Source organism: Colwellia sp. KU-HH00111, assembly GCF_040362745.1.
Taxonomy (GTDB): Bacteria; Pseudomonadota; Gammaproteobacteria; order Enterobacterales; family Alteromonadaceae; genus Colwellia.
On sequence record NZ_BAABWO010000001.1, the window covers coordinates 624460 to 638867 of the forward strand.

The window sequence follows — 14408 nt, forward strand, 5'->3', positions numbered from 1 at the left end:
ATTTTATTGGTACAGCTTTTGCAAATTGACAATTAGCGTCAAACATTAGCGTCAAATAATTATCACAACGAGCAAGCGGTATCAAATGCAACTAACCGGCTATTTAAACCAATTTAATAAAAAAAACTTATCCCATATATCAGGTCTAGGCACGCCGCTATTAGTCATGGCAGCTCTTGGGATGGTTATTTTACCTATGCCGGCATGGCTATTGGATGTGCTATTTTCTTTCAATATCGCTCTGTCGTTGGTGGTGCTATTAATCACGGTATACACTTTAAAGCCGTTAGAATTTGGCTCATTTCCTTCGGTTATTCTTATTGCCACCATTTTACGGCTAGCGCTCAATGTTGCTAGTACCCGGGTTGTTTTACTTGAAGGACATGAAGGAACCGATGCTGCCGGTAAAGTAATCGAGGCATTTGGCTCAGTGGTCATTGGCGGCAATTATGCCGTGGGTTTAGTGGTATTTTTGATTTTGATTATTATCAACTTTGTAGTTGTCACCAAAGGCGCTGGACGTATTGCTGAAGTTACTGCGCGTTTTACTTTAGACGCTATGCCCGGTAAACAAATGGCAATTGATGCAGATTTGAATGCTGGTTTTATTAATGCTGAAGAAGCGCGGGAACGCCGAATTGAAGTGACCAGTGAAGCTGATTTTTATGGCTCCATGGACGGTGCTAGTAAATTTGTCAAAGGTGATGCTATTGCCGGTATTCTAATTCTTTTTATCAATATTATTGGTGGCTTAGTTATAGGCATGGTGCAGCATGATTTGTCTTTCGATAGCGCAGTAGAGATATATACACTATTAACCATTGGTGATGGTTTAGTCGCGCAAATTCCAGGATTATTACTATCTGTAGCAACGGCCATTGTGGTGACCCGCCAAAACACTTCGCAGGATATGGGCGATCAAGTTAGCAGCCAACTAGGGCAAAAAAAGTCACTTTATATTGCTGCGGGCGTTATGTTTGTCATTGGGGTGATTCCAGGTATGCCCCATTTTGCGTTTCTATTCTTTGCTGTTTTAATTGCTGTTAGTGCTTATTTTGGCAGCAAGCATAAAGAAACCAAAGCCGTTGAATTAGAAAAAATAGCACAAGAAACGCAAGTTCAAAACCAACAAAAAGAAGAAGAAATCAAAGAATTGGGTTGGGATGATGTCAATCATGTAGATGTTATAGGGCTAGAAATAGGCTACCGCTTAATTCCGTTAGTCGATAAAGCGCAAGGTGGAGAGTTATTAAGTCGAATTAAAGGTGTGCGGAAAAAGCTCTCTCAAGAGTTTGGTTTTTTAGTGCCAGCAGTACATATTCGCGACAATTTAGATTTAGAGCCTAACAGTTATCAAATATCATTAATGGGCGTTACTGTAGGAAGTGCTGAAATTCGCCACGATCAAGAATTAGCCATAAACCCAGGGCAAGTCTTTGGTAAGTTAGACGGTGTTGCCACCAAAGATCCTGCATTTGGTTTGGATGCTGTTTGGATACAACAGAGTCAACGGGAGCAAGCACAAACCTTAGGTTATACCGTCGTTGATTCAGCCACGGTACTTGCAACTCATTTAAGTCAAATATTAACCAACAATGCCTCACAATTATTAGGTCATGAAGAAGTACAAAACCTGCTAGACATGCTTGGCAAAACATACCCTAAATTGGTTGAAGGTTTTATTCCTGACACGTTAACCCTAGGCACGGTGGTGAAAGTATTGCAAAGCTTAATGAACGAAGGTGTTGCTGTTCGAGATATGCGATCCATTGTGCAAACACTGGTAGAGTATGGTCCTAAAAGCCAAGACCCTGAAGTGTTAACTGCGGCAGTTAGAATTAGCTTACGAAAATTCATCATTCAAGACTTAGTTGGTTCAGTATCTGAAGTACCCGTCATAACCTTGGCGCCTGAGTTGGAACAAATGTTGCACCAGTCAATGCAGATGGCCGGAGATGACGGTGCAGGCATTGAGCCTGGATTAGCCGAACGCTTACAAAAATCATTAACCGAGGGTGCTCAACAGCAAGAATTAGCGGGTGATACTCCAATTTTATTAACATCTGGTATTTTGCGAAGTGTATTAGCTAAATTTATTAAGTACACCATACCAGGGTTAAGAGTGATTTCTTATCAAGAAATACCTGATGATAAACAAATTAAAATTGTTAGTGCTATCGGGCAGTAAGTTAAAAGTTTGAGACTCAAGCAAGAGAAGTAGCGATTAAGACAAGTAACGAACAAATGAGGTATTGAGGAGCGAAATTTATTCTTTGCAACTTTCTACTAAAAAATTCGTCACTAAATAAGGGGTTAGCTGTGAAAATTAGACGTTTTGTTGGCAAAGATATGCGTAGCGCATTAGCACAAATTAAAGAAGAATTAGGCGTAGATGCAGTTATTATGTCTAATAAAAAAATTCCTGAAGGTGTCGAATTGATGGCGGCTGTTGATTATAATCAACCGGTACCTCAGCCAAGCACAAAGCCCCAAACCGATCCGTTAGGCGAACGAGAAATCACAAGTGATGTTGTTAGTATTGCTAGCTCATCGACTGCAACCAACAGTGAGTCATCAGCCTCTAATCCTGAAAAAAGTGCTGCTCCTGCTGATAGTTTATCAGCATTACTTAATCGTCAAGTTCAGCAGTCAGAGGAAGTACCTGCTGCTAGCAAGTCTATAGTCACCCAAGAAGTTGTTTCATCGGTTGCAGAGCACGATGACACAATAGAAGCACAATTACGCAGCTTTACTCAGCGCTTAAAAAAATCAAAACCGGATGGAACTATTCCTGCCCCTTTTGATACTACTGAAAGATCTGGTGAACAGGTTGATGATCTTCCCGAGCATATGAGTAGCCTTGAAGCAGAGCAAATGAGGGAAAAACTACAAGCTCAGCAAGCGACTTCGCAACACAGAGGTCACACTAGCGGGGTTAGCCAACACGATTTTGACAAAATGCAGCAAGAGATGGCTTCTATCAGACAGTTGCTTGAGCACCAAGTGTCTGGGCTGATGTGGCAGGATATGGCACAAAAAGAGCCACAACGAGCGGTATTAGTTACACGTTTGTTAGCGTTGGGCTTGAATGAACAGATAGCCGATCAAATTGCTGGCTATGTGCCAGCACAATATAATGAATCTGAGGCTTGGCAACAGGCAAAAAAACTAATTAGTGAACAAATCAATACAACACAAAATGATATTATTCACCGGGGAGGCGTTGTTGCTTTAGTCGGACCAACGGGTGTAGGTAAAACCACTACCATTGCAAAGCTTGCCGCACGCTTTGCACAAATCCATGGTCATGAACAAGTTGCGCTTATTTCTACCGATACTTATCGAATTGCGGGGTTTGAACAGTTAGCTACCTATGGAAAAATAATAGGGTGTCAAGTTAAACTAGCAAAAGACAGTCAGTCCTTAGATTTATTGCTTCAACAGTTTTCGCAAAAAAAATTAGTGTTAATTGATACTGCAGGTATGGGGCAAAGAGATGTACGTTTAGCAGAAAATTTAGCTAGTTTAATGTCTAATACCCGCGTGCGTATCAGAAATTATTTAGTGCTTGCAGCCAACAGCCAACAACAAGTAATGCAAGAAAATGTCATTCGCTTTAAAAAAGTCCCTTTATCTGGCAGTATTTATACTAAACTAGATGAAAGCGTCAGTATTGGTGAAATAATTACAACATCAATTCAAAATGGCCTGCCAATAGGTTATCTTACTGATGGACAAAGAGTGCCAGAAGATATTAAAGTTGCAAATGCAGAGAAATTGGTAACGCTTGCTGATAAAATGGCAATAAAGTCAGCAAATAATAATGTAATCTATAGCCAGCAATCAGCGCGACCAATGCCAGTAGCACCGGCCGCCACGATGTAGAGATATTATTATTAGCAGTTTTTTTAATTAAAGTATCCTTAATTAAAGTAACGGGATAATATAAGAAGTAGTATATAAATGGCAGATCAAGCGAGCGGCTTAAGAAAAATGCAGGACATAAAAAAAGTTAAAGTAATAGCAGTTTCAGGTGGAAAAGGGGGAGTAGGTAAAACTAACGTCTCATTAAACACGGCTATTGCACTCGGGCAACAAGGTAAGCGAGTTTTAGTCCTAGATGCCGATCTAGGCTTAGCTAATGTTGATGTCATGTTAGGATTAAGGGTTAAACGTAATCTTTCGCATGTGTTATCTGGCGAATGTGAGCTAGACGATATTATCATTGATGGTCCAGCCAATATCAAAATTATACCAGCCACTTCCGGTTCTCAGTCTATGGTTGACTTAACACCACCAGAACACGCTGGCTTAATTCGCGCTTTTAGCGAAATGCAAACCCAATTTGATGTACTAATTGTTGATACCGCAGCAGGTATTTCTGATATGGTGCTAAGTTTTACTCGTGCCGCACAAGATGTCATGCTCGTTGTTTGTGATGAGCCAACCTCGATTACTGATTGTTATGCATTAATGAAGTTGTTAAGTCGAGATCATGGGGTATTAAAGTTTAAAGTGGTTGCTAATATGGTGCGCAATCCAAAAGAAGGCCAACAATTATTTTCCAAACTGATTAAAGTGACTGATAGATTTTTAGATGTCGCCCTTGAACTTGTTGCTGTGGTGCCTTTTGATGAAAATATTAGAAAATCTGTACGTAAGCAGCAAGCAATTGTTGAAGCATTTCCTAATTCTCCCGCATCATTAGCCTTTAAAGGTTTAGCAAGTGAAATATCTGGTTGGCCAATTCCTCATCAAGCATCAGGGCATTTAGAGTTTTTTATTGAACAGTTACTCGATTATTAAAGTTTAGTGCAGATTAATTCTTTAATATAGATAAAAAACAGTGTAAAAATCTTCTATAATAATCTAGGTGGAAAATAAATAGTGGTAAAAGCTAAGGCCTATAATAATCCAGTTGATAAAACAGTACTGCTTGAACAGCACACTGTATTGGTCAAACGTATAGCTTATCATTTGTTAGCTCGATTACCTGCGAGTGTTATTGTCGATGATTTAATACAATCAGGTATGATAGGTTTATTTGAAGCTGCTAATAACTTTGATAGTAGCAAAGGGGCCAGTTTTGAAACCTTCGCAGGCATTCGAATTCGAGGTTCAATGCTAGATGAAATACGCCGTGGAGACTGGACTCCACGGTCTGTTCATAAAAATAGCCGAATGGTTAGTGACGCGATTAAACAGCTAGAAGCTGAATTAGGGCGTGATGTTACTGATGTAGAAGTTGCTGAAAAACTTGATATTTCAGTAAATGAGTACCATCATATATTAAGTGAGGTCAGTACAGGTAAAATACTTGGACTGGATGACCTAGGTGTAAGTGAAGATGCACTTAAGCTTGACGATACCTATCAGTGTGATGATCCATATCAAAGCATAGAGCATGTAGCTTTTAAAAAAGGGTTAACAGAGTGTATTAGCACTTTACCCGAGCGAGAAGCTTTAGTACTGTCACTGTATTATGATGAAGAATTGAATTTACGTGAAATCGGTCAAGTACTGGATGTAAGCGAATCACGTGTTAGCCAAATTCATAGTCAAGCAATGCATCGATTAAAAGCTCGTATGCAATCTTGGCAAAATTGAGTAAAATAATAATTATGTTAACCAATAATAATTTTGAATGTTTCGCCGGAGGGTGCCTTGGATAAAAATATGAAAGTGCTTGTAGTTGATGACTTTTCAACCATGAGACGTATAGTGAAAAATTTGTTACGCGATTTAGGCTTCACCAACATTCAAGAAGCGGATGACGGCAACACTGCCTTACCTATGCTTCAAGGTGGTAGTTTTGACTTTGTTGTCACCGATTGGAATATGCCTGGCATGCAGGGTATTGATTTATTAAAAGCAATACGTGCAGATGCAAGTTTAGCTCACATACCCGTACTATTAATCACAGCTGAAGCTAAAAAAGAGCAAATTGTTATGGCTGCTCAAGCCGGTGTAAATGGTTACATTGTTAAACCATTTACCGCAGCAACGTTGAAAACTAAATTAGATAAAATTTTTGAACGTTTAGGCTGATTTGTATTGTTAGCATATTTTACTAGCAGGCTTTTTGAGCTTACTAATAAAATTTAGCCATGTGATGGTTTACGTATTAAGGACTTTTAAATTAAGGACTTTAAATGAGTATGTCAATGTTAGGCCGAGTCTCATTAGAGCAGGCAAAATCTTTGGTTGAATATATTGAAACAGGTCAACAAGAGAAGGCTGATGAGTTAATTGCTACCATTCAGAACCCAATTAATTCTGAGCTATTTGCAGAAATTGGTAAATTGACGCGTCAACTCCATGACTCTTTAACAAATTTTCAAGTTGATTCACGATTAAATGATTTAGCAACAGCCGATATACCCGATGCTAAAGAACGTTTGAACTATGTTATTACCCGTACGGAAGAAGCGGCTAATAAAACGATGGATGCTGTAGAATCTATTTTTCCCGTTGTTGACAATATTGCTGAGCAAGTTCAAGCAGTTAATCCTTCATGGACTAAATTGATGAATAATGAAATCGACTTAGTTGAGTTTAAACGTTTATGTGTAGACATTGATAAGTTATTGATTACAACAGGCAAAGAAACCTCACATATCCATAGCCTGATGACAGATGTGTTAATGGCACAGGACTTTCAAGACTTGACCGGACAAGTGATTCGTAAAGTTATTGATCTAGTCCATGAGGTTGAAGAGAGTTTAATTAACATGTTAACAGCCTTTGGGATTTCAGCAGAAAATATGCAACAAGGCGGTTTGCCATCCGTTGGTGATAATCTTGTCGAAGGGCCAATCGTTAATACAGAAAATCGAGATGATGTTGTCGAAGATCAAGACGATGTTGATGATCTTTTATCAAGTTTAGGGTTTTAGCAGGAGTTATCGAATGTCGTTTGAAGCGGATGAAGAAATTCTACAGGACTTTTTAGTCGAAGCAGGTGAAATACTCGAGCAGCTCTCTGAGCAATTGGTTGAACTTGAAAATGACATTGATAATGCTGAGTTACTTAATGCCATATTTCGGGGATTTCATACAGTAAAAGGTGGTGCAGGTTTTCTTGCTTTAAATGAGCTAGTTGATGTTTGTCATGGTGCTGAAAATATATTCGATCTACTTCGTACAGGGCAAAGAACGGTTAATGCCGATTTAATGGACACCATTTTATCAGCTCTCGACACTGTAAATGAGATGTTTGTTTTAGTACAAAATAAAGAGCCATTGATTGAAGCTGATGCGGCTTTATTGGCAGAGTTACATCGTTTAAGCCAGCCTGAAGGTCAAGAAACAGCACCTGTAGAACCTGAACCAGAGCCTGTAAGTGTTGCTGCTGCACCGGTGGAGAATACTTCGCCAGAGCCAGAAGCGCAGTCTAGCGATGACTCATCTGATGATATGAGCGAAGATGAGTTCGAACGACTACTTGATGAACTTCATGGTGGTGGTAGCCCATCAGCGCCAGTGGTTGCTGCTGAAACAGCTCCGATGAGTAATTCGGGAGATGATATTTCTGATGATGAGTTTGAATCTTTACTTGATGAGCTCCATGGTCAAGGGGCGTTTTCCCCAGAGGTAAGCAACGACGTTTCAAGCTCAAATACTAGTGCCTCTGATGAAATAGACGATGATGAGTTTGAAAGCTTACTTGATGAGCTACATGGTAAGGGTAATGCCCCTAAACCAAATGAAGTGGCAGCAGAGTCAGTCAGTGAGCAAAGTGAGCCTGAGCCAACTCCCGTTGTCAAACCTGAAGCTAAAACACCTGCGGCTCCTGCTCCAGCACCAGTCGCCAAAGCCGCACCTCAAGCTAAACCTGTTGCCGCCAAAAAAGCTGCACAACCCGCTGCACCTCAAGCTGAAACCACCGTTAGAGTTGATACTAAACGACTTGATAAAATCATGAATATGGTTGGTGAGCTAGTATTAGTAAGAAACCGTTTAACCAGTTTAGGACTTGTTTCAGACGATGAAAACTTAACCAAAGCGGTATCGAATTTAGACTCGGTCACCACCGATTTGCAAGGCGCGGTCATGAAAACCCGCATGCAGCCAATTAAAAAAGTGTTTGGTCGTTTTCCTCGTGTGGTTAGAGATTTAGCGCGTAGCCTTAAGAAAGATATTCAATTGGTGTTAAAAGGAGAAGATACGGATTTAGATAAAAATTTAGTTGAAGCATTAGCAGATCCATTAGTGCATTTGGTACGTAACTCAGTTGATCATGGTATTGAAGAGCCTGATGTTCGTGAGGCTATGGGTAAACCTCGCCAAGGGACTGTGATGTTAACAGCTTCGCAAGAAGGCGATCATATTTTATTAACCATCAAAGATGATGGTGCAGGTATGAATGCCGAAAAGCTGAAAGAAATCGCAATTGAACGTGGTGTTCTCGATGCTGATGCAGCTGCAAAAATGCCTGATAAAGAGGCGTTTAGTTTGATTTTTGCGCCAGGATTTTCCACTAAAACCGAAATTTCTGAAGTATCAGGCCGTGGTGTTGGTATGGACGTGGTTAAAACTAAAATCACTCAGCTAAACGGTATTGTTGATATTGATTCAGAAATGGGTGTTGGCACCATTTTGGAAATTAAAGTACCTCTGACACTGGCAATATTACCAACATTAATGGTGGTCGTTGGCGAACAAACGTTTGCTTTGCCATTAGCTGCGGTCAATGAAATCTTTCATTTAGATCTAACTAATACCAATAAAGTCGATGGGCAATTGACGATCATTGTCCGTGAAAAAGCTATTCCACTGTTTTATTTAGATAAGTGGTTGGTGAGAGGTTATCAAGAAAAATCTTGTGAACAAGGTCACGTGGTCATTGTGCAACTAGGCAATCAGCAAGTTGCATTTGTTGTTGATCGACTTATCGGTCAAGAAGAAGTGGTGATTAAACCACTTGATAGATTGTTACATGGCACGCCGGGTATGGCAGGAGCAACAATTACCAGTGATGGTGGTATTGCACTTATTATCGATATACCGAGTATGTTAAAATATTATGCAAGAAAATCACCTATTAATAAAAAACTGAGCTCATAGAGATTAGCGTTATTAGAGTAGAGGAAGTAAATGACCTACAAAGTACTCGTTGTTGATGATTCAAGTTTTTTTAGACGACGAGTCACTGATATACTCAACCAAGACCCTCTTATTGAGGTTGTTGATGTTGCGGTTAATGGTCAAGAGGCAGTAGACAAAGCGCGCGCTCTAAAACCTGACGTGATTACCATGGATGTTGAAATGCCAATATTAAATGGCATAGCAGCCGTTGAAAAAATTATGGCAAACTCGCCAACTTCAATCCTGATGTTTTCTTCATTAACCCACCAAGGGGCAAAATCAACCATAGAAGCCTTAGAAGCTGGTGCATTAGATTTTTTACCGAAAAAATTCAGCGAAATAGCAAAAAACAGTGAGGAAGCTGGTAACCTATTGCGTCAACGCGTTATACAGTTGGCAAAAAAAAGTGGCTTTATTAGAAGACGCTATACAGCGAAAAAAAGCTCAGACATTGGCGCTTCTAGTTCATCAAGATTTTCAGGCTTATCAAAACCAGCAAAGAGTCCCATCAAGCCGGCCTCAGTGTTTAAAAAAGCTTCAGGTAAAGACTATCGTTTATTAGCTATTGGCACGTCAACAGGCGGCCCTATAGCGTTACAGAAAATTTTGACAAAATTTCCTAAAAATTTTCCGTTGCCCATTATATTAATTCAGCATATGCCGGCAACTTTTACCCAAGCTTTTGCTAGCAGATTAAACTCTTTATGTAAGATTGATGTTAAAGAGGCGGTAGATGGCGATATTCTTAAAGCAGGTTGTGCCTATTTAGCGCCGGGTGGACGTCAAATGATTGTTGCTGGAACGAAAAATGCATCTAAAATTAAAATTATTGATGATGTTTCAGCAAAAATTACCTTTAAACCTAGTGTTGATGTCAGTTTTGGCTCGGCAGCAAAAACGTTTGGCGGAGATGTCTTAGGTTTAATATTAACGGGAATGGGGGCTGATGGCAGAGAAGGGTCTCGTATGTTAAAAGCACAAGGTGCAACAATTTGGGCGCAAGATGAACAAAGTTGCGTTGTTTATGGTATGCCTCAAGCCGTAACAACAGCAGGAATTTCACAGTTATCCTTACCCCTAGATGAGATGACTAACGCCATATTAAGAGAAATTAAGCATGGATAGGCTCAGCATTGCTGGCCTGCTTGTTGCAATTTTAGCTATTTATATTGGCTTTATGCTTGATGGTGGCGCTGTTAGCGCCTTATTTGAGTTACCCGCCTTTATCATTGTTGTCGGCGGTACCTTAGGCGCCGTGATGTTACAATCTTCAAATACTCAGTTTCTTCATGCGCTCTCTTTGCTAAAATGGGTGTTTACGCCACCGCAGTTTGATATTGAGCAAGGAATTGATAAAGTTGTTTTTTGGGCGTCTAGAGCAAGAGAGTCAGGCTATTTGGTGTTAGAAGATATTGCATTAGATGAGGAAGATAGTTTTACCCAAAAAGGTTTAAATTTATTAGCTGATGGGGTAGAGCTTGATAACCTCAGGGTTTCCCTTGAACTAGATCTTGATGTATATCGTGAGCATAATTTACGCTCAGCTAACGTGTTTGAATCTATGGGCGGTTACAGCCCAACCATCGGCATTCTAGGCGCTGTGTTAGGGTTAATTCATGCCATGAGTAACTTAACCGAACCAGAGTTATTGGGTCAAGGTATTGCCACTGCTTTTATTGCTACAATATACGGGGTAGGTTTTGCTAACCTATTTTATTTGCCTGTTGCTAATAAAATTAGAGAAATAATATATCAGCAAACCATGTACCGAGAAATGATTTCAGAAGGTCTGGTTGCTATTGCTAATGGTGAAAATCCTCACGCCATTGAAAACAAATTGTCAGCATTCAGGTTAGAACAGTGAATCGCTTGCGTAAAAGAAGACACAGTGTAGAGCACGATAATGTGCATCGGTGGTTAGTTTCTTATGCGGATTACATGACCTTGCTGTTTGCTTTATTTGTCGTGCTTTACGCGATGGCCATGGTCAATGAAAAGCCGTTTGATTCTATCACTAAATCAGTAGGTCGCGTTTTTCAGGCAAATGATGAACAGCCCAAAAATCGCGGGCATGGCGAAGATATTCTTGACGTTAATAGCAGTAAAACCAATAAACGATTATTTGGAAACGCCATTCTCGAAGAGGCTGGGCCAGAGCTGCTGGAGGGAGAACAAACCCTTTCTAATATTTCAGACGCAGAAGTGGGCTCTAATTTAACGTCTCTAGAAGAGGCACTCCATAGTGCACTGTATGAATTAGTTGAGTCAGGTTTTGCCCAATTGCAAATTGATGGTGACTGGTTAGAGATAGAGCTCAATAGTGGCTTGTTGTTCCCTAGTGGCTCATCATCGGTGACTAACTCAGCAACAGATATTTTAACGGTTGTTTATCAAGTGATTGGTGATGTTACTAACTTTGTCCGCGTCAGAGGCTATACTGATAACCAGGCGATCAATAACGAAATATTTTCCTCTAACTGGGAATTATCAGTGTATCGGGCAACGGCTATTTTACGGCTCTTAGAAAGTTTGGGAATGAATCCTGCTCGAATGGCCATTGAGGGCTACGGACAGTATTATCCATCGGCGGATAACTTAACAGCACAAGGTCGGGCAAAAAACAGAAAAGTAGTAGTAGCAATTTCAAAATATGGTTTAGAGCAATCTAATTTGATTAATACTCCCACCATAAACATTGATGAGATTGATGTAAACAAAACTGTAGTGGCCCCAAATGAAGAAGCCGAACAAATTCAAGTGATTCGTTTACCCAATGGAGGCATTCGAATCACTACACGTAGCGAAAATGACGCTGTTATAGAAAATAATCAGCAACAAAAGAGTCAACAGCAAAATGATGGCAGTAATTAATTCACGCTGTGATCGTTGTTAAACGTAATTAAGCAGGCTTTAATAGCAGTAGGAATCACCATTGGAAGTTTGGACAGTTGCAAATCAAAAAGGTGGTGTGGGTAAAACGACAACAACCATAGCGCTTGCTGGTTTATTGGCAGAGAGTGGCAAAAAGGTTTTGTTGATCGATACAGATCCGCATGCCTCGCTCAGTTATTATTTTGGTATAGAGTCAGAAGATCTAGATCTGAGCGTTTATAACTTATTTGTAGAAGTGTCTTCAACAGAGCAAATCCTTCAAAGTTTATGCCCAACATCGTACACTAATATAGATATTTTGCCTGCTACTATGGGGTTAGCAACACTAGATCGTTCCTTCGGTGCGAAAGGGGGAATGGGGTTAATTTTAAAGAAGGCAACGCAAAAAATATCTCAATATTACGACTATGTGTTAATGGACTGTCCTCCAATTCTTGGCGTATTGATGGTTAATGCTTTGGCCGCTTCTAGTCGAATAATTATCCCGGTGCAAACCGAGTTTTTGGCGTTGAAAGGTCTAGATCGTATGATTAAGACTTTAGATCTTATGCAAGTTGAGCAGGCTGAACCATTTACCTATACGATTGTGCCAACCATGTTTGATAAGCGAACCAAAGCCTCACTATTAGCGTATCAGAAGCTACAAGAAGTGTATCAGGAAAAAGTTTGGCCCGGGGTTATTCCTGTGGATACCAATTTTAGAAATGCCAGTGAAGCGCAAAAAGTTCCCTCTGATTTTTCAGCACATACCCGAGGGGTTTTGGCTTATAAAAGTTTACTCACTTACCTATTAAAACAAACGGCGTTAAAGCTAGCCGCAACAAATTAATTGGTATGAAAATTTTCCGTATTAACACAATTTTAAAGAAGTATTAGGTCGATGGCAAAACCATTAGCAGCAAGTAAAAAAGTAATGAAAAACTATTTGTCAGAATTGCTGAACGATGATCCTATTGCTCAAAAAAGTGTGCAGCCTAAACCCGCGCCTAGGGTGCATAGTGAGGTTGAAGAAAAACAGCGTTTAGCCGCATTATTGAAAAATGTCAGTGCAGATCTCGAAGTCATGGACGAGGTGGTCACACAAAAAAGTATACAAGCCCCAAGCTTAGAACAAGAGATTGCCATTAAACAGGTGGTTAAAGAAAAACCAAAAGAAAGCTTGGTAACGCACAAAAGTAGCGGTAAGGCAATCGCCAAAAGCACCAAGCCTTATCGGCAAGGTGAGTTTCAAGCGTTATTTTTTGATGTTGCTGGATTGACCGTTGCTGTGCCCTTAATCGAGTTAGGTGGGATTCACAAGATTGATAAAATTACATCGTTGATGGGCAAACCTAATTGGTTTCAGGGGGTGATGCTACATCGCGATGACAAAATTAATGTTGTAGATACTGCGCTGTGGGTTATGCCAGAAAAATATGATGAGAAAATGAAAAGCTCCCTTGAGTATCAATATATTATTATGCTCAGTGATAGTGTTTGGGGTTTAACGGCTGAAAATTTGGTTGATACCATTACTTTACAGCAAGATGAAGTGAAATGGTTAGATGCACCAAGCAAGCGACCTTGGTTAGCTGGCTTGGTAAAAGATAAAATGTGTGCTTTACTTGATGTAAGTTCGCTAATTCAATTACTTAATGATGGTAGCGGAATCAACCAAGATGGTTAATAATGTAACTTGACTATGTTGAAAACTCAAAAGTAGTGAGGCAAATTACCAATATCGTGTGTAGACAGGGTTGACGTCAAAGAAAAGGCAGCAAATTTCCTACTACAATAGGTGTTTTACTTGTCCTAAAAGCTGAGTACCGGCAGGTAGGTTTATGAGTAAGTATACAATAACAACAAGTTTGAAAACTTTTAAATAATTGAGAGGCAAGTGGTATGTCTGATGAAATGAGTAGTTCTAGCGAGATAAAAGATAATAAAAATTCAAAAGATGAAGTACTTCAATGGGTAACATTTAAGTTAGCTAATGAAGTATATGGTATCAACGTGATGCAGGTACAAGAAATTTTGCGTTACAGTGAAATTGCTCCTGTCCCTGGCGCTCCCGCCTACGTGCTTGGTATTATTAATTTACGTGGCAATGTTGTTACCGTAATTGATACCCGAGCCCGCTTTGGATTAGAGTCTTGCGAAGTGACTGACAACACACGTGTGGTGGTTATTGAGTCAGAGAAACAAGTTATAGGTATCATGGTTGACAGTGCTTCAGAAGTTGTTTACTTAAAAGAGTCAGAAATTGACGATGCGCCTAATGTTGGTAATGAGGAAAGCGCCCGCTTTATACAAGGGGTTTCTAATCGCGATGGAGAATTGCTAATTTTAGTCGATCTCGATAAACTACTTTCTGATGATGAATGGGATGAATTGAAACAATTCTAACAGCGTTTAAACGGCTTATTACCATATATTACTATGAAGATTAT

General features: G+C 39.8%; 13 protein-coding genes. All 13 read left to right on the forward strand.

Annotation, left to right across the window (positions count from 1 at the left end; all coding sequences use genetic code 11):
* Positions 1–85: 85 nt before the first annotated feature.
* Positions 86–2188 carry a flagellar biosynthesis protein FlhA gene (gene flhA, locus ABXG98_RS02740; RefSeq protein ID WP_353537143.1) on the forward strand — a complete coding sequence of 701 codons (2103 nt, stop codon included), beginning with the start codon at positions 86–88 and terminating at the stop codon, positions 2186–2188.
* Between the two features lie 131 nt (positions 2189–2319).
* Positions 2320–3885: a flagellar biosynthesis GTPase FlhF gene (gene flhF / locus ABXG98_RS02745; protein ID WP_353537144.1), complete on the forward strand. Its 1566-nt coding sequence runs from the start codon at positions 2320–2322 to the stop codon at positions 3883–3885.
* 78 nt (positions 3886–3963) lie between these two features.
* On the forward strand, positions 3964–4806 hold the full coding sequence (locus ABXG98_RS02750; protein WP_353537145.1) for a MinD/ParA family protein: 843 nt from the start codon (positions 3964–3966) through the stop codon (positions 4804–4806).
* An 81-nt stretch (positions 4807–4887) separates the two neighbouring features.
* On the forward strand, positions 4888–5607 hold the full coding sequence (locus ABXG98_RS02755; RefSeq protein WP_353537146.1) for an RNA polymerase sigma factor FliA: 720 nt from the start codon (positions 4888–4890) through the stop codon (positions 5605–5607).
* A gap of 57 nt (positions 5608–5664) precedes the next feature.
* Positions 5665–6048, forward strand: coding sequence for a chemotaxis response regulator CheY (gene cheY / locus ABXG98_RS02760; RefSeq protein ID WP_353537147.1), 384 nt, complete (start codon positions 5665–5667; stop codon positions 6046–6048).
* A 104-nt stretch (positions 6049–6152) separates the two neighbouring features.
* Complete coding sequence (locus tag ABXG98_RS02765; protein WP_353537148.1) at positions 6153–6896, forward strand: protein phosphatase CheZ; 744 nt, start codon at positions 6153–6155, stop codon at positions 6894–6896.
* A 13-nt stretch (positions 6897–6909) separates the two neighbouring features.
* Positions 6910–9066, forward strand: a complete 2157-nt coding sequence (locus ABXG98_RS02770; RefSeq protein WP_353537149.1) for a chemotaxis protein CheA — start codon at positions 6910–6912, stop codon at positions 9064–9066.
* Positions 9067–9096: 30 nt separating this feature from the next.
* On the forward strand, positions 9097–10212 hold the full coding sequence (locus ABXG98_RS02775; protein WP_353537150.1) for a protein-glutamate methylesterase/protein-glutamine glutaminase: 1116 nt from the start codon (positions 9097–9099) through the stop codon (positions 10210–10212).
* A complete protein-coding gene (locus tag ABXG98_RS02780; RefSeq protein WP_353537151.1) occupies positions 10205–10951 on the forward strand; it encodes a flagellar motor protein in 747 nt (248 codons plus the stop codon). Before ABXG98_RS02775 ends, ABXG98_RS02780 begins: the two co-directional genes overlap by 8 nt.
* Complete coding sequence (locus tag ABXG98_RS02785) at positions 10948–11958, forward strand: flagellar motor protein MotB (RefSeq protein ID WP_353537152.1); 1011 nt, start codon at positions 10948–10950, stop codon at positions 11956–11958. The genes ABXG98_RS02780 and ABXG98_RS02785 overlap by 4 nt, the downstream gene beginning before the upstream one ends.
* 61 nt (positions 11959–12019) lie before the next feature.
* A complete protein-coding gene (locus tag ABXG98_RS02790) occupies positions 12020–12808 on the forward strand; it encodes a ParA family protein (protein ID WP_353537153.1) in 789 nt (262 codons plus the stop codon).
* Between the two features lie 51 nt (positions 12809–12859).
* A complete protein-coding gene (locus ABXG98_RS02795; protein ID WP_353537154.1) occupies positions 12860–13645 on the forward strand; it encodes a chemotaxis protein CheW in 786 nt (261 codons plus the stop codon).
* A 215-nt stretch (positions 13646–13860) separates the two neighbouring features.
* The gene (locus ABXG98_RS02800; protein ID WP_353537155.1) at positions 13861–14364 is read left to right on the forward strand and encodes a chemotaxis protein CheW; all 504 of its coding nucleotides are present in this window, start codon (positions 13861–13863) and stop codon (positions 14362–14364) included.
* Positions 14365–14408 lie beyond the last annotated feature (44 nt).

Bases quoted from the DNA above. Each gene is read 5' to 3' on its own strand.
- flhA (WP_353537143.1), top strand. From the start codon at position 86: ATGCAACTAACCGGCTATTTAAACCAATTTAATAAAAAAAACTTATCC.
- ABXG98_RS02750 (WP_353537145.1), top strand. From the start codon at position 3,964: ATGGCAGATCAAGCGAGCGGCTTAAGAAAAATGCAGGACATAAAAAAA.
- ABXG98_RS02765 (WP_353537148.1), top strand. From the start codon at position 6,153: ATGAGTATGTCAATGTTAGGCCGAGTCTCATTAGAGCAGGCAAAATCT.
- ABXG98_RS02770 (WP_353537149.1), top strand. From the start codon at position 6,910: ATGTCGTTTGAAGCGGATGAAGAAATTCTACAGGACTTTTTAGTCGAA.
- ABXG98_RS02775 (WP_353537150.1), top strand. From the start codon at position 9,097: ATGACCTACAAAGTACTCGTTGTTGATGATTCAAGTTTTTTTAGACGA.
- ABXG98_RS02780 (WP_353537151.1), top strand. From the start codon at position 10,205: ATGGATAGGCTCAGCATTGCTGGCCTGCTTGTTGCAATTTTAGCTATT.
- ABXG98_RS02795 (WP_353537154.1), top strand. From the start codon at position 12,860: ATGGCAAAACCATTAGCAGCAAGTAAAAAAGTAATGAAAAACTATTTG.
- ABXG98_RS02800 (WP_353537155.1), top strand. From the start codon at position 13,861: ATGTCTGATGAAATGAGTAGTTCTAGCGAGATAAAAGATAATAAAAAT.